The sequence below is a fragment of the Pseudokineococcus basanitobsidens genome, from assembly GCF_037482545.1.
GTDB classification, from domain to species: domain Bacteria; phylum Actinomycetota; class Actinomycetes; order Actinomycetales; family Quadrisphaeraceae; genus Pseudokineococcus; species Pseudokineococcus basanitobsidens.
The window spans coordinates 315,072-330,580 of sequence record NZ_JBBIAA010000002.1; the positions used below are offsets into that span (position 1 = coordinate 315,072).

General features: G+C 76.4%; 11 protein-coding genes. 5 read left to right on the plus strand and 6 right to left on the minus strand.

Annotation, left to right across the window (positions count from 1 at the left end; genetic code table 11):
* Window position 1: 1 nt before the first annotated feature.
* On the plus strand, window positions 2–1,519 hold the full coding sequence (locus WDZ17_RS03800) for a carboxyl transferase domain-containing protein (protein WP_422631812.1): 1,518 nt from the start codon (window positions 2–4) through the stop codon (window positions 1,517–1,519).
* Between the two features lie 36 nt (window positions 1,520–1,555).
* On the opposite strand, the gene WDZ17_RS03805 is transcribed toward WDZ17_RS03800, so the two are convergent.
* The 4 genes from WDZ17_RS03805 to WDZ17_RS03820 form a co-directional block, all read right to left on the minus strand.
* Entirely contained in the window at window positions 1,556–2,797 is a 1,242-nt protein-coding gene (locus WDZ17_RS03805) for an acetate/propionate family kinase (RefSeq protein ID WP_339573794.1), read from the minus strand.
* Window positions 2,794–4,968, minus strand: a complete 2,175-nt coding sequence (gene pta / locus WDZ17_RS03810) for a phosphate acetyltransferase (RefSeq protein WP_339573795.1) — start codon at window positions 4,966–4,968, stop codon at window positions 2,794–2,796. The genes WDZ17_RS03805 and pta overlap by 4 nt, the downstream gene beginning before the upstream one ends.
* Window positions 4,969–5,050: 82 nt before the next feature.
* Window positions 5,051–5,866 carry a sugar phosphate nucleotidyltransferase gene (locus WDZ17_RS03815; protein WP_339573796.1) on the minus strand — a complete coding sequence of 272 codons (816 nt, stop codon included), beginning with the start codon at window positions 5,864–5,866 and terminating at the stop codon, window positions 5,051–5,053.
* Window positions 5,863–6,516 carry an NUDIX hydrolase gene (locus WDZ17_RS03820; protein ID WP_339573797.1) on the minus strand — a complete coding sequence of 218 codons (654 nt, stop codon included), beginning with the start codon at window positions 6,514–6,516 and terminating at the stop codon, window positions 5,863–5,865. Before WDZ17_RS03820 ends, WDZ17_RS03815 begins: the two co-directional genes overlap by 4 nt.
* Window positions 6,517–6,598: 82 nt before the next feature.
* Here WDZ17_RS03820 and WDZ17_RS03825 point away from each other — a divergent pair, with 82 nt between their 5' ends.
* Together WDZ17_RS03825 and pcrA are read left to right on the plus strand one after the other, a co-directional pair.
* Window positions 6,599–7,171, plus strand: a complete 573-nt coding sequence (locus WDZ17_RS03825) for an NUDIX hydrolase (RefSeq protein WP_339573798.1) — start codon at window positions 6,599–6,601, stop codon at window positions 7,169–7,171.
* A gap of 91 nt (window positions 7,172–7,262) precedes the next feature.
* Window positions 7,263–9,728 (plus strand): DNA helicase PcrA, encoded by a 2,466-nt coding sequence (pcrA, locus tag WDZ17_RS03830; RefSeq protein ID WP_339573799.1) that lies wholly within the window; start codon window positions 7,263–7,265, stop codon window positions 9,726–9,728.
* Window positions 9,729–9,895: 167 nt separating this feature from the next.
* Here the strand turns inward: pcrA and WDZ17_RS03835 are convergent, their stop codons facing one another.
* On the minus strand, window positions 9,896–10,789 hold the full coding sequence (locus WDZ17_RS03835) for an endonuclease domain-containing protein (RefSeq protein WP_339573800.1): 894 nt from the start codon (window positions 10,787–10,789) through the stop codon (window positions 9,896–9,898).
* Between the two features lie 410 nt (window positions 10,790–11,199).
* Between WDZ17_RS03835 and WDZ17_RS03840 the strand changes: the two genes are divergently transcribed.
* Complete coding sequence (locus tag WDZ17_RS03840; protein ID WP_339573801.1) at window positions 11,200–12,591, plus strand: OFA family MFS transporter; 1,392 nt, start codon at window positions 11,200–11,202, stop codon at window positions 12,589–12,591.
* Between the two features lie 23 nt (window positions 12,592–12,614).
* On the plus strand, window positions 12,615–12,773 hold the full coding sequence (locus WDZ17_RS03845; RefSeq protein ID WP_339573802.1) for an MFS transporter small subunit: 159 nt from the start codon (window positions 12,615–12,617) through the stop codon (window positions 12,771–12,773).
* Window positions 12,774–12,862: 89 nt separating this feature from the next.
* On the opposite strand, the gene WDZ17_RS03850 is transcribed toward WDZ17_RS03845, so the two are convergent.
* Window positions 12,863–15,298 (minus strand): FdhF/YdeP family oxidoreductase, encoded by a 2,436-nt coding sequence (locus WDZ17_RS03850; RefSeq protein ID WP_339573803.1) that lies wholly within the window; start codon window positions 15,296–15,298, stop codon window positions 12,863–12,865.
* Window positions 15,299–15,509: the final 211 nt, after the last annotated feature.

Below are 15,509 nucleotides of genomic sequence, written 5' to 3' on the forward strand. Positions count from 1 at the left end.
GGTGCCCGTCCGCCCGCGCCGCCGCGGCGGGAGGGAGCTGCTCGAGCTCGTGCTCGACGACGGCACGTACGTCTCGTGGGACGTCCCGCCCGTCCAGCCGCGCGCGTCCGCCCGCTACGCCGCCGAGCTGGTGCGCGCGGCCGAGCGCTCGGGCGCCGACGAGGCCGTCGTCACGGGGGAGGGCCGCCTGCGCGGGCGGCGCGTCGCCGTCGTCGCGGGGGAGTTCGGCTTCCTCGCCGGCTCCATCGGCGTCGCCGCGGCGGACCGCCTCGTCGCCGCGGTGGAGCGCGCCACGGCGGAGGGGCTGCCGCTGCTGGCCGCGCCGGCGTCCGGCGGCACCCGGATGCAGGAGGGGACCGTCGCCTTCCTCACGATGGTGAAGATCTCCGCCGCGGTGGCCGCCCACAAGGCGGCGGGCCTGCCCTACCTCGCGTACCTGCGCCACCCCACCACGGGGGGCGTCTTCGCGTCGTGGGGCAGCCAGGCGCACGTCACGGTCGCCGAGCCCGGGGCGCTCGTCGGCTTCCTGGGCCCGCGCGTCTACGAGGCCCTCTACGACCAGCCGTTCCCGGAGGGCGTGCAGACGGCGGAGAACCTGCACGCGCACGGCCTGCTCGACGCGGTCGTGGAGCCGGAGCGCGTCGCCGACGTGGCCGACCGGGCGCTGGGCGTCCTGCTCGCGCCGGCGCCCGCGCGCGTCCCCGCGCTGCAGGACGGGGACGCCCTCCCGGCCGGCGAGCTGCCCGACGTGCCGGCGTGGGACTCCGTGCTCGTGTCGCGCCGCCGCGAGCGGCCGGGCATCCGGCGCTTCCTGCGCTACGCGGCGCGCGACGTCGTCGCGCTCCACGGGACGGGTGCCGGCGAGAGCGACCCGGGGCTGCTGCTCGCGCTGGCCCGGGTCGGGGACGCGTCCTGCGTGGTCCTCGGCCAGGACCGCCGCGGCCAGACCCCGGACGCCCCCCTCGGGCCGGCCGCCCTGCGCGCCGCCCGGCGCGGCATGGCGCTCGCCGGGCAGCTGGGGCTCCCGCTCGTCACCGTCATCGACACCCCCGGCGCGGCCCTGTCCGTCGAGGCCGAGGAGGGCGGGCTGGCCGGGGAGATCGCCCGCTGCCTCGCCGAGCTCGTCACCCTGCGGGCGCCCGTCGTCAGCGTCCTGCTCGGCCAGGGGACCGGCGGCGGGGCGCTCGCGCTCGTGCCGGCCGACCGCGTCGTCGCCGCCCAGCACGCCTGGCTCTCGCCGCTGCCGCCGGAGGGGGCCAGCGCCATCGTCCACCGCGACACCGGGCACGCGGCCGAGATGGCGCAGCAGCAGGGCGTGCGGGTGGCCGACCTCGTCCGCGACCAGGTCGTCGACGTCGTCGTGCCCGAGCGCCCCGACGCCGCCGCCGAGCCGGAGGCCTTCTGCCGCCGCCTCGGACGCGTCGTCGAGGCGGAGGTCGCCCGGCTCGTGGGCCAGGACGCGGGGGTGCGCCTCGCCGCGCGGCACGAGCGCTACCGGCGGCTGGGCCGCGCGGGCTGAGCCCGCCCCCCGGCTCCCCGGCCCCCGCGACGCGGTTCAGGCGCCGACGACGGCCAACGTCTCCCGGGCGATCTGCAGCTCCTCGGCGGTCGGGACGACGAGCACGGCGACGGGGGCGTCGTCGGGGGAGATGCGCCGCGCCTCGCGGGAGAGCTCGGCGTTGCGGCCGGCGTCGACGACGACGCCGAAGCCCTCGAGGCCGGCGAGCGCGCGTCGGCGGACCTCGGCGCTGTTCTCGCCGACGCCGGCGGTGAGCACGACGGCGTCCAGGCGTCCCATCGCGAACGCGTAGGCCCCCAGGTAGTGCCGGACGCGGTGCGCCACGACGTCGAGCGCCAGCTCCGCGTCGGCGTCGCCGTCCGCCGCCCGCCGCACGACCTCGCGGACGTCCGAGGCACCGGCCAGGCCGGCGAGCCCGCTGCCGCGGTTGAGCAGGTGGTCCAGCTCGTCGACCGACAGGCCGCCCGCGCGCAGCAGGTGCAGCAGCGCCCCGGGGTCGACGTCGCCCGGCCGGGTGCCCATGACGAGGCCCTCGAGCGGCGTCAGGCCCATCGAGGTCTCGACGCTGCGGCCGCCGAGCACCGCTGTCGCCGAGGCGCCGTTGCCGAGGTGCAGCACCACCATCGCCAGGTCCTCGGCGGGGCGTCCCAGCAGCGCGGCGGCGCGCGGCACGACCGAGGCGACGGAGGTCCCGTGGAAGCCGTACCGGCGCACGCCGTTCCGGCGGGCGACGTCCCGGTCGAGGGCGTACGTGTACGCCTCCGGCGGGACGGTGGCGTGGAAGGCGGTGTCGAACACCGCGACGTGCGGCACGTCGGGGACGGCGCGGCGGGCCACCCTGATGCCCTCGAGGTTCGCGGGGTTGTGCAGCGGCGCGAGGTCGGAGAGCTCCTCGACGGCGCGCTCCAGGTCGTCGTCGACCAGGACGGGGGCGGAGAACCGCGTCCCGCCGTGGACCACCCGGTGGCCGACGGCCACGAGCCCGGCCTCGCCGAGGTCGGGCCCGTGCTGCGCGAAGGCGTCGACGACCGCGCGCAGAGCGGCGCCGTGGTCGGGGACGTCGAGGTCCCGCTCGGTCCGCCCGCCCCCGTCGCCGTCCCCCTCGCCGTCGCGGCGCTCGTGCCGGAGGTGCCCGCCCCCGGTGCCGATGCGCTCGACGAGGCCGGAGGCCAGCGAGCGACCGCCCCCGCCCTCCCCGTCGGGGCCGGTGCCGTCGACCTCGACGAGCTCGTACTTCACGCTCGAGGAGCCGGAGTTGACGACCAGGACGACGCTCACGCGCCCACCCCCTGCTGCTGGGACTGCTGCTGGGACTGCTGCTGGGCCTGCTGCTCGGCGGCCTGCTGCACCTGGGCCTGGACCGCGGTGATGACGACGGTGCTGACGATGTCGCGCACGAGCGCCCCCCGCGAGAGGTCGTTGACGGGTCGGCGCAGCCCCTGGAGCACCGGGCCGATGGCGACGGCGCCCGCGCTGCGCTGCACCGCCTTGTACGTCGTGTTGCCCGTGTTGAGGTCCGGGAAGACGAAGACCGTCGCGCGCCCGGCCACCGCCGAGTCGGGCAGCTTCGTGCGGGCGACCCCGGCGTCCACGGCGGCGTCGTACTGGATGGGCCCCTCGACGGACAGGTCCGGGCGCTGCTCGCGGACCAGCGCGGTGGCGCGCCGCACCTTCTCCACGTCGGCGCCGCTGCCGGAGCCGCCCGTCGAGTAGCTCATCATCGCGACGCGCGGGTCGACGCCGAACGCCTCGGCGGTGTCCGCGCTGCTCGCCGCGATGTCGGCGAGCTGGGTGGCGTCCGGGTCGGGGTTCACGGCGCAGTCGCCGTAGACGAGCACGCGGTCGGGCAGGCACATGAGGAAGACGCTGGAGACGACGTCGCGCCCGGGGGCCGTCCTGATCACCTCGAACGCGGGCCGCAGCGTCTCGGCGGTGGTGTGGACGGCCCCGGAGACCATCCCGTCGGCGTCGCCCAGGTGGACCATGAGCGTCCCGAAGCGCGTGACGTCCTCGAGCAGCGCCGGCGCCGCCTCGGGCGTGACGCCCTTGTGCGCCCGCAGCCGCGCGTACTCGGCGGCGTAGCGCTCGCGGTCCGGCGACGTCGCCGGGTCGACGACCGGGACCGCCGCCACGTCCGCCCCCACCTCCTCGGCCAGGGCGCGCACCTCGACCTCGTCGCCGAGCAGGACGACGTCCACGACGCCCTCGCGCCGCAGCTCTGCCGCGGCGTGCAGGACCCGCGGCTCGAGCCCCTCGGGCAGCACCACCCGCATCCGACGGCTGCGCGCCCGCTCGAGCAGGACGGCGGCGAACATCCGCGGCGTCACCGTCTCGACCCGTGCCCCCGCCACGAGGTCCAGCAGCCGGGGCCCGTCGACGTGGGCGGCGAAGAGCTCGCGCGCCGCACGGACCTGCTCGCGGGCGCGCTCCGTGCGACGGGAGAGGCGGCCGCGGACGGCCAGCAGCCGGGCGGCGGTCTCGACCGTCCCCAGCTCGGTGGAGACGACCGGGGGCGCCTCGCCGAGGCCCTCGAGGAGGCGGACGACGACCTCGGGCAGGGCGAAGCCGCCGGTCAGCACGACCCCGGCGAGCTGCGGGAACGTCGCCGAGGCGTGCGCCGTCAGCAGGCCGAGGACGACCTCGCTGCGGTCGCCCGGGACGATGACGACGGCGCGGTCCACGAGGTGCTCGAGGGCGTGGGGCATCGACATCGCCGCGACGACGAGGCCGCCCGCGCGCTCGTCCAGGCCCGTCTCGGGCCCCAGGACGAGGCGCCCGTCGCAGGCCTCGACGAGCTCGCGGACCCCCACCGAGGTGAGCGTCGGGTCCTCGGGCAGGGCGAAGGCGGGCGGGGGGTGGGGCGCGTCCCGCCGTCCCGGCTCCTCCAGCGCGGCGACGACGTCGCCGAGGGCGTGGGGGTCGGCGCGCGTGGCGACGACGCCGACGACGCTCGCGTGCTGGGCGAGGACCTCGGCCCGGGCGACCTCGGCGACGGCGCGGACCTCGCGCGGCGAGCGGCCGAGGGCCTTGACGACGAGGAGGACTGGCGTGCCGAGGTCCGCGGCGATGCGGCCGTTGACGGCGAGCTCCGTGGGGCCGGCGACGTCGGTGTAGTCGCTGCCCAGGACCATCACCTCGTCGCAGCCCGCCGCCAGGGCGCGGTAGCGGGCCACCACCTCGTCGAGCGCGGCGCCGGGGTCGGTGCGCACGTCCTCGTAGCCGACGCCGACGCTCGCCGCGTAGGTCGCGTCGTCGACCTCGCCCCCGTCGGCGAGCTCGGAGAGCAGGACGTCGAGGACGTCGTCGCGACCGCCCTCATCGCGCACCAGGGGGCGGAAGACGCCGACGCGGCGCCCCGGTGCGGCGGAGCGCATCGCGGCGAGGACGCCGAGCGCCACCGTCGACTTCCGGGTCTCGCCCTCGACCGAGGCGACGTAGAGGCTGGGCACGCCGCGACGCTAGACGGTGGCCGCCCCGTGCGCCCGGCCCGTGCGCCCGGCCCGTGCACCGGCCCGGCGCCCGCTGGAGGACTCAGGACGAGCTGCCGCCGACCGTGACCCGGTGCCGGTCGTCGCCGGCGCGCACGACGTCGACGAGGTGCTCCCCGGCCCCGACGACGGCCCCGTCCCACACCACGCACCGCTCCAGCTCGCCGTCGACCACGGCGCCGGCGCCGATCACGCTGCGGCCGCCGGAGGCCGCGAGGTTGGCCGCCAGGTAGCGGCCGGGCGTACCGCAGTCGACGCCCCGCTGCGCCGTGCGGTGCAGGTCCAGGCGCCCGGCGTCGCGCTCGGCACGCCACAGGACCTCGAGCAGGCCGGAGGGCACCGGGGCCAGCGCGCGCACGAGGCGCCCGGGCAGGACGCACGCGCCGACGTAGCGGACGGGCCGCTCCCGGGACGCCGGGCGCACGACCGGGTCGCCCGGGCCGTCGTCGAGCTCCTGCACGAGCAGCCGGCAGCGCTCGCCGTCCCAGCCGTCGAGCAGCCCGTCCAGGCCCTCGGGCAGCCACGCGTCGGCGTTGGTGACGACGACGTCGCGCCCGTCGAGCCAGTCGCGGAGCCCGCCGAGCGCCCCGGCCGTGCCGAGCGCCACCGGTGCCTCGACGGCCACGTGCGCGCGCCCGCCCACGGCGCGGACCACCTGCCCGGCGTGCGCGTGGGCGTTGACGGCGAGGTGCGCGGGCGGGTCGGCGGTCGCCGCGGGCAGCGCCGCGACGAGCCGGTCGAGGGCGTGGTCGAGCAGGGGGCGTCCGCCCACGGGGCACAGCGCCTTCGGCCGCAGGTGCGTGAGCGGGGCGAGGCGGGTGCCGGCGCCGGCGGCGAGCACGACGCCCGCCGGGCTCACGGCGGCGGCGCCGGCGCGAGCACCCGCCCGTCGTAGCAGCCGGGCTCCTCGGAGCGCCGCAGCAGGTCGACGATCTCCCGCGTGGAGTCGTCGGCCTCGGGCAGGCGGTCCAGCGCGATCCAGCGGTGGTCCTTGGCCTCGCCGCCGACGACCACGCGCGGGCGGGTCGGCGTCCGCAGGCGGTATATGACGTCGACGCGCCGCACGCGCGCGTTGACCTGCGTCGTCACGGGCAGGCCCACCTCGACGCGCATCCCCGTCTCCTCGTGCACCTCGCGGGCGACGCCGTCGGCGGGGCGCTCGCCGGCGTCGAGCAGCCCGCCCGGCAGGCTCCAGCCGACCCGGTGCGGCTGGCGCAGGAAGAGGACCTCGCCGTCGTGCTCGACCGCCACGACCGCGCCCACGGTGAAGCCGGGCGTCACCGCGCGGACCACGCCCCGGCGCACGGGTGCGGGCAGGTGGCGGAAGGCGAGCAGCGCGGCGGTGTAGGCCCGCCGCCGGACGACGGCGGGCGCCCAGCGGGCGCGACCGACCTCGCGTCCCGGCCGCAGGTGGTCCTGCCCGTCGTCCGGCCCGTCGTCCGGCCCGTCGTCCTGCGGACGGGCGGACGCCGGACGGGACGGGAGGTCTGCGGGCGTTCCGTCGGGCATGCGGGCGAGCGTAGGGGCGGGGGCCGGGCTCCGTCGGCCGTCGACCCACGGGTGCCGGGCGCCTGCCGTAGCGTCGCCCGGCGTGAGCACGGGTGAGCGGGCCGGCGGGGCGGGCGCGGGGGCCGGCCGGGCCGGGGGCGAGGAGGCCGAGGAGGCCGGGGCGCGCCGCGTCGACGACGCGGAGGTGGTCCCCGCCGCCGGCGGGAGCGGGGCGCCGGAGGTCCCGGTGCGCCGCCAGCGCGTCGCGGCCTACGTGCTGTGCCGCCGGGGCGACGCCGTGCTGCTGTCCCGGCTGTCCCCGGGCACGCCGCGGCCGGGCCTGTGGTCGCTGCCCGGCGGGGGCCTCGACCACGGCGAGGACCCGCGGGCCGGCGCCCGGCGCGAGGCGCACGAGGAGACGGGCCTCGACGTCGTCGTCGGCGAGGTGCTCGACGTGGGGTCCACCCACTTCACCGGGCGGGCGCCCGGCGGGCCGCTCGAGGACTACCACGGCGTCTCCGTCGTCTTCCGCGGCGCGTGCGACGACGAGCGCGAGCCCCGGGTCGTCGAGGTCGGCGGCACCTCGGACGCGGCTGCCTGGGTGCCGCTGCGGGAGGTCGAGTCCGGCGTCGTGGGGGTCACCGACGTCGTCCGGCTGGCGCTCGCCGCGGGCTGACCGCCCGCCGTCGCCCTCCGGGGCGGTCGTCCACCGGTCGACCGCACGGGCGGGACCCGCCGTCGGTCCTCGGACGTACGCTCGAGCGGCCATGAGCACCCTCTTCGACGACCTCCCCCTGCCCGGGCTGCGGCCCCGTGGCAGCGCCCCGCCCGCGCCTGCGGGCGGCGCCGCCGGCGTGCGCGAGCGGCTGCAGGCGGCACGCGGCGGGGCGCCGGCCGCGCCCCGGACGGGGCCCGGCTCGCCCCGGGCGCTGGCGCTGCTGGAGGGCCTCAACCCTCCGCAGCGCGAGGCCGTGCTGCACCGGGGCGGACCGCTGCTCCTCGTCGCCGGCGCCGGCTCCGGCAAGACGCGGGTGCTCACCCACCGGGTCGCCTACCTGCTCGCGGCCCGGGGCGTGCGTCCCGGCGAGGTCCTCGCCATCACCTTCACCAACAAGGCCGCGGCCGAGATGCGCGAGCGCGTCGAGGCGCTCGTCGGCCCCGCCGCCCGGGCGATGTGGGTCTCGACGTTCCACTCCGCGTGCGTGCGCATCCTGCGCCGCGAGGCGACGTCGGTCGGCCTGCGCAGCAGCTTCTCGATCTACGACGCGGCGGACAGCCAGCGGCTCATGGCTCTGGTGTGCCGCGAGCTCGACCTCGACCCGAAGCGGCACCCGCCGCGCTCGTTCACGGCGCAGGTGTCCAACCTCAAGAACGAGCTCGTCGACGACGAGACGTACGCCTCCCGCGTCGCCGCCGAGGGCACGCCCGCCGAGAAGGTGCTGGCCGACGCCTACCGGCTCTACACCGCACGGCTGCGGCAGGCCAACGCCCTCGACTTCGACGACATCATCATGCTCACGGTCAACGTCCTCCAGGCGTTCCCCGACGTCGCGCAGTCCTACCGCCGCCGCTTCCGGCACGTGCTCGTCGACGAGTACCAGGACACCAACCACGCCCAGTACGTGCTCGTGCGCGAGCTCGTGGGCGGCGCGGTGCACGGCGCGGACGCCGACCGCCTCGGCGGGGACGGGAGCGACGCCGCGCTGCCGCCGTCGGAGCTGACGGTCGTCGGGGACGCCGACCAGTCCATCTACGCCTTCCGCGGCGCCTCGATCCGCAACATCGAGGAGTTCGAGAGCGACTACCCCGACGCGACGACGATCCTCCTCGAGCAGAACTACCGCTCGACGCAGACGATCCTCACCGCCGCCAACACCGTCATCGCCCGCAACCCCGACCGGCGGCCGAAGAACCTCTGGACGGCGTCGGGGCAGGGCGAGCCGGTCGTCGGGTACGTCGCCGACACCGAGCACGACGAGGCGGCGTTCATCGCCGAGGAGGTCGACCGGCTGCACGACACCGCCGGCGTCCGCTACGGCGACGTCGCCGTCTTCTACCGGACCAACGCGCAGTCCCGGGCCCTGGAGGAGGTGCTCGTCCGCACCGGCGTGCCCTACAAGGTCGTCGGCGGCACGCGCTTCTACGAGCGCCGCGAGGTCAAGGACGCGCTCGCCTACCTGCGGGTGCTCGCCAACCCGACCGACACCGTCAACCTGCGACGCATCCTCAACGTGCCCAAGCGGGGGATCGGGGACCGCGCCGAGGCGACGATCGCGGCGCTCGCCGAGCGCGAGCGCGTGCCCTTCGCGGCGGCGCTGGGCCGCGCCGAGGACGCCCCCGGCATCGCGACGCGCAGCCTCACCGCGGTGACGCGCTTCCGCGAGCTCCTCGAGGAGCTGCGGACGGTCGTCGAGGGCGGCGCCGGCCCGGCGGCCGTCCTCGAGGCGGTGCTCGACCGCACGGGCTACGTCGACGAGCTCCGCCGCAGCGGGGACCCGCAGGACGAGTCACGGGTGGAGAACCTCGCCGAGCTCGTCGCCGTGGCGGGGGAGTACGAGACCGCGAACCCGGAGGGATCGCTCGGCGACTTCCTCGAGCAGGTCTCGCTCGTGGCCGACGCCGACGAGATCCCCGACGAGCCCGGTGAGGGCGCGCACCCCGACGACGTCGCCGCGGCGCGCGAGGCCGCCGCGCAGGGCGTCGTCACGCTCATGACGCTCCACACGGCGAAGGGGCTGGAGTTCCCCGTCGTCTTCCTCACCGGCATGGAGGAGGGCGTCTTCCCGCACCAGCGCTCGCTGGCGGACCCCACCGAGCTCGCCGAGGAGCGCCGCCTGGCCTACGTCGGGCTGACGCGTGCCCGGCACCGGCTGTACGTGTCGCGGGCCGCGGTCCGCACGGCGTGGGGCCAGCCGCAGTACAACCCGGCGAGCCGCTTCCTCGACGACGTCCCGCCCGACCTCCTGCAGTGGCGGCGCGCGGCGTCGAGCTCGGTGGCGCCGTCCTCGACGCCGGCCGTCGCGAGGCTCGCCCAGCGGCCCGGCGTCCGCTCGCCCGGCAACCGCGAGGTGGTCCACCTCGAGGGCGGCGACCGCGTGACGCACGACGCCTTCGGCCTCGGCACGGTCGTCCGCGTCGACGGCAGCGGCGACAAGTCGGTGGCGCACGTCGACTTCGGCGACCAGGGCGTCAAGCGCCTGCTCCTGCGGTACGCGCCGGTCGAGAAGCTCTGAGGGCGGTGAGCCCGATGTGTGGCCGTGTCGGGGTGCCGCGCCGCCGGTGAGCCCGACGTGTGACCTCTGCGGGTGGTGCGCGGTCGGCATCCTCGTGCGGGCGTGCCGGGGTGATGAGTGCCCTCGCCCGCCCCGGGGTGCGCGGGCACGTCGGCCGGTGCGGGGGCTCAGCGGACGGCAGACCTCGCCACGGCGCGGCGCACCGTGGCGACGACGGCGGCCGGGTCGCGCATCATCTCCGCCGTCACGTGCAGGACCGTCCACCCGGCCTCCTGCAGGGCGTTGAGCCGCGCCCGGTCCCGGTCCACCTGCTGCGGGTGCCCGTGCCACGCGCCGTCGTACTCCACGGCGACCCTCGTCCCGTCCACCGCCAGGTCCACCCGGGCGACGAAGGCGCCGGCGTCCGTCCGGACGACGACCTGCGGCGTGACCCGGATCCCCGCCTCGCGCAGCAGCAGTCGCAGACGTGACTCGGGTGCTGACGCGGCTGCCGCGTCGGCGCTCGCGAGCGCCCGCCGGACGCCGACGGCTCCTCGCTCGCGGTGGCCGGCGAGCCACGCCTTGGCGACGGGGAGGTCGACGAGGCCCGCGTGCGCGACGGCGTCCAGTCGCACCACGGCGTCCACGACGGACAGCCCGACGGCGAGGTCGAAGGCCATGCGCGCTGGTCCTGCCGTGCGCACGGCTCCCCGCTGCCCCGCAGGAGGGTCCAGGGGCACGACGACACGTCGCTGACGGATGCCGCGGACACGGCTGCGGAACGCGCCGTCGGGCAGGACGACCTCGACGTCGTCCTCCACGTCGAGCAGGCGGCAGCCGAGCACGGTGGCGAGGGACGCGCCGGTGAGCATGGCGCCCTCGGGGACGAGGAGGCCGGCGGCGGCGCACCGCAGCTCGTGGGTCCGAGGGGCGGAGGCCGGCGCGTACGCCCCCGGCAGCAGGCGCTGGACGAGCGGACCGCGGAGCTGGTCGGGCGTCAGCCAGCCCCGACGGACGGCGTCGCAGCCGCGGAAGACACGGGGGAGGTCGACGGTCGTCCGGTCCCGGCGGAGGGTGCGCACCCGTCCACCGTGGCTCCGGCGAGGGGAACGGCCCGATCACCTGGACCACCGGTGGACGACGCACGACGGGAGCGCGCTGTGGACGCCGGCGGTGCGCTTGCGGCCGCCGGGGCCCGAGGGCGGCAGGGCGTCGACCTCTGCCACCCCCGATGTGGCCACGGATCGGGGTCCAGAGCGCGGGTGGGGGCCGATGTGGCCACAGATCGGGGTCGGAAGCCGGGGTGGGGGCCGATGTGGCCACAGATCGGGGCGAGGGGGCGGGCGGGGGCCGTGAGGGGGACGTCTTCGTCTCGGAGTCGTCACGGTCGGCGGGTCGGCGGCCTCCGAGCGGTCCCGGGGTCCTTGACGGTTGTACCGTCAGCGCGCTCCGCACCCGGGGCACGCAGCAGCGACGAAGGAGTCCCGCGTCCATGGCCAGCTTCCTCGACCGGTCCCGCACCGTCGCGGGCCCCACCTACTCCCGGTGGCTCATCCCGCCCGCCGCTCTCGCCGTCCACCTGTCCATCGGGCAGGTGTACGCCACGAGCGTCTACAAGACCTCGCTCGTCGAGCACTTCGGCACCGGTCTCGCGCCGATCGGCGTCATCTTCTCGATCGCCATCGTCATGCTCGGCCTCTCCGCCGCCGTGCTCGGCAAGTGGGTCGACCACGGCGGGCCGCGCAAGGCGATGTTCACGGCGGCGTGCTTCTGGGCCGCCGGCTTCCTCGTCGCGGCGCTCGGCATCTCGACGACCCAGCTGTGGCTCGTGTACCTCGGCTACGGCGTCCTCGGCGGCATCGGGCTCGGCATCGGCTACATCTCGCCGGTCTCGACCCTCATCAAGTGGTTCCCCGACCGCCCGGGCCTCGCCACCGGCATGGCCATCATGGGCTTCGGCGGCGGCGCGCTCATCGCGAGCCCGCTGTCGAACCAGCTGCTGCGCGCGTACGACCCCGGCTTCGACGGCTCGGCGGGCTCGGCCGCCGACGGCTCCGCCGTCGCCCAGCTCTTCGTCACCCTCGGGATCGTCTACTTCGTCGCGATGATGTACGGCGCGTTCACGATCCGCGTCGCCCCCGACGGCTACGCCCCGCCCGGGTGGGACCCGTCCACGCGCAAGCAGAGCGCCATGGTGACGACGGCGTCGGTCTCGGCGAACAACGCGATCCGTACGCCGCAGTTCTGGCTGCTGTGGGTGCTGCTGTTCTGCAACGTGACGGCGGGCATCGGCATCCTCGAGCAGGCCGCCCCGATGATCCAGGACTTCTTCCGCGACGGCGGCACGACCGCCATCTCCGCGGTCGCCGCGGGCGGCTTCGTCGGGCTGCTCTCGCTCGGCAACATGGCCGGCCGGTTCGTCTGGTCCTCGACCTCCGACGTCATCGGCCGCAAGAAGATCTACATGGTCTACCTCGGCGTCGGCGCCGTCCTCTACGTGCTGCTGGCCTCCATCGGCCAGACCGTGACGGCGCTCTTCGTGCTGCTCGCCTTCGTCATCATCTCCTTCTACGGCGGTGGTTTCGCGACGATGCCGGCGTACCTGCGCGACCTCTTCGGGACCTTCGAGGTCGGCGCCATCCACGGCCGCGTGCTGACCGCGTGGTCGGCGGCCGGCGTCGCCGGGCCGCTCATCATCAACGGCTTCCTCGACGCGCAGGGGGAGCCGGGGGCGCTCGTCGCCGGCGACTACCGGCCCGCGCTGTTCACCATGGTCGGGCTCCTCGTCGTCGGGTTCGTCGCGAACCTGCTCATCAAGCCCGTCGCGGAGAAGTTCCACGAGACGTCCGCGACGTCGTCCACCGCCCCCGCGAACGCCCGCTGACCCGGGCCCCCGAGGAGACCACCATGACCTCGTCCACGTCCTCGGCCCCCGCCGGGCGCAACGACCCCTCGCCCGCCACGCAGAAGGTGCTGCTCGGCGTCGGGTGGCTGCTCGTCGGCGTGCCGCTCGTCTACGGGCTCGTCCAGACCCTCCGCCGCGTGGTGACGCTCTTCACCGGCTGAGCCCCGACCCACGACGAGAGGGCCGCACCCCCGCGGGGGTGCGGCCCTCTCGTTGTCCGCCCCGGCCGTGCGGTCCTCGGGCGGGACGGTCAGCTGGGCACGTGGGGCTGGACGTCGTCGCGGACGCGCTCGCCGTCCTCGGGGCGACCGGAGTCCTTCGGGCCTTCCGACCCCGCCGGCGCGGTCCCGGCGGGGTGGACGCTGACGACGACGGCCTTCGACGTCGGGCAGTTGCTCCCCGCCGCCGTCGACGACAGCGGCACGAGCGGGTTGGCCTCCGGGTAGTACGAGGCGACGCACCCGACCGGCGTGGGGTACGCGACGACGCGGAACGAGCGCGCCCAGCGGTCGTCCTCGCCCTCCCAGTGGCCGGCGAGGTCCACGACCTGGCCGTCGGCCAGCCCGTGGGCCGCGATGTCGGCCTCGTTCATCATCACGACGCGACGGGCCAGCTTGATGCCGCGGTAGCGGTCGTCCAGCCCGTAGATGGTGGTGTTGAACTGGTCGTGGCTGCGCAGCGTCTGCAGGAGCAGCCTCCCGGCCGGCACCCGCAGCATCTCCAGCGGGCTCGCGGTCATGACGGCGCGGCCCTGCGGCGTCGGGAAGGTGCGCGAGTCGCGCGGCGGGTGCGGCATCACGAAGCCACCCGGCCGCTCCACCTTCTCCGCGTAGGCGGCCGCGCTGGGCACCACCCGGGCGATCGACCGGCGGATGCGGGTGTAGTCGGCGCGGAAGTGCGCCCACGGCACCCCCGCCAGCGCGGCACCGCCCCCGGTGCCGGGGCGGTCGGCCAGCCGCCGTGCCAGCGCCTCGCCGAGCGAGCAGACGACGTCGACCTCGGAGCGCAGGTGCGGGCTCGCGGGCGCGAGCCGACCGCGGGAGGAGTGGACGACCGACATGGAGTCCTCGACCGTCACCGCCTGCTCGCGGCCACCGGTCTCGTCGCGCTCGGTGCGGCCGAGGACGGGCAGCACGAGAGCCTGCTCGCCCGTGACGGCGTGCGAGCGGTTGAGCTTGGTGGACAGGTGCACCGTCAGGCGCGCTCGCCGCATGGCCGCCTCGACGACCTCGGTGTCGGGGGCGGCGGAGACGAAGTTGCCGCCCATCCCGACGAAGACGGACGCCTTCCCGTCCCGCATCGCGCGGATCGCGTCCACGGTGTCGTAGCCGTGGCGGCGCGGCGGCTCGAAGCCGAACTCGGCGCCGAGGGCGTCGAGGAAGTGCTCCGGGACCTTCTCCCAGATGCCCATGGTGCGGTCGCCCTGGACGTTGGAGTGGCCGCGGACGGGGCACAGCCCGGCACCGGGGCGTCCGATGTCGCCCCTGAGCATCGCGACGTTGACGATCTCCTTGATCGTCGCCACCGCGTGCGGCTGCTGGGTGATGCCCATCGCCCAGCAGACGACCGTGGCGGGGGAGTCGCGGAACATCTCCGCGGCGCGGACGACCTGCTCCCGGGACAGCCCCGTGGCCTCGTCGACGAGGTCCCAGTCGAGGTCCCGGACGCCCTCGGCGTAGGCCTCGAAGCCCGTCGTGTGCTGCGCGAGGAAGTCGTGGTCCACGACGCCGGGGCCGCCGGCGGCGCGGGACTCGGCGTCCCAGCGCAGCAGCAGGTGGCCGATCGACTGCCACAGCGCCATGTCCCCGCCGCTGCGGATGGGCAGGTACTCGTCCGCGAGGTCGACGCCCCGCAGGACCCCGCTCGCGTGCTGCGGGTTCTTGAACCCCATGAGGCCCGTCTCGGGCAGCGGGTTGACGGCGAGGACCTTCGCGCCGTTCTTCTTCGCGATCTCCAGGGCCGAGAGCATGCGGGGGTGGTTGGTCCCGGGGTTCTGCCCGACGACGACGACGAGCCCCGCCTCCTGCACGTCCTGCAGGCTCACGCTGCCCTTGCCGATGCCGATGGTCTCCGCCAGGGCCACCGACGTGGACTCGTGGCACATGTTCGAGCAGTCGGGCAGGTTGTTCGTGCCGTACGCGCGGATCATCAGCTGGTACAGGTAGGCGGCCTCGTTGCTGGTGCGGCCCGAGGTGTAGAAGACCGCCTCGTCGGGGCTGCCCAGGCCCGCGAGCTCGTCGGCGAGCAGCGCGAGGGCGTCCTCCCAGCTGATCGCCTCGTAGTGGTCGGACCCCGCCCGCCGGACGACGGGGTGGGTGAGACGGCCCTGCTGGCCGAGCCAGTGGTCCGTGCGCCCGGCCAGCTCGTCCACGCCGTACCGGGCGAAGAAGTCCGGCCCGACCCGGCGCAGCGTCGCCTCCTCGGCGACCGCCTTCGCGCCGTTCTCGCAGAACTCCGCGAGGTGCCGCTCACCGGTCGCCGGGTCCGGCCACGCGCAGCTCGCGCAGTCGAAGCCGTCCACCTGGTTCAGGCGCGCGAGGGTCCGGGCGGTGCGCACGACGCCCATCTGCGCGACGCCGCGGGAGAGGGCCACCGCCACGGCCGTGGCCCCGGCCGCCTTGTCGTGGACGTGCCCGCGCTCCAGCGCCAGCTCGTCGATGTCCTCCACCGGGGCTCCGGTCGCCACCGTCCACCGCCTCCTCGCGCCTGGCCGCGCACCCGCGGCCGTGGTCGGCGCCGGTCGGCACCGCGGCCGACCCTAGGTGCGGGGGCCGACGGTCGACGCGGGGCCCCGACCCGGCCGGAGCGGCGCGGGGCAGGACCGGTGCGCGAGGGCACGGTCGGCGCCCGCCGCTAGGGTCGCGGCGGCGCCGCCGACCGACGGCGCCGCACACCCC

What these genes read in the sequence shown, in the direction of transcription:
- WDZ17_RS03820 (WP_339573797.1), bottom strand. Translation starts at nt 6,516, where the DNA reads ATGCCCGACGGAACGCCCGCAGACCTCCCGTCCCGTCCGGCGTCCGCC.
- pcrA (WP_339573799.1), top strand. Translation starts at nt 7,263, where the DNA reads ATGAGCACCCTCTTCGACGACCTCCCCCTGCCCGGGCTGCGGCCCCGT.
- WDZ17_RS03840 (WP_339573801.1), top strand. Translation starts at nt 11,200, where the DNA reads ATGGCCAGCTTCCTCGACCGGTCCCGCACCGTCGCGGGCCCCACCTAC.
- WDZ17_RS03845 (WP_339573802.1), top strand. Translation starts at nt 12,615, where the DNA reads ATGACCTCGTCCACGTCCTCGGCCCCCGCCGGGCGCAACGACCCCTCG.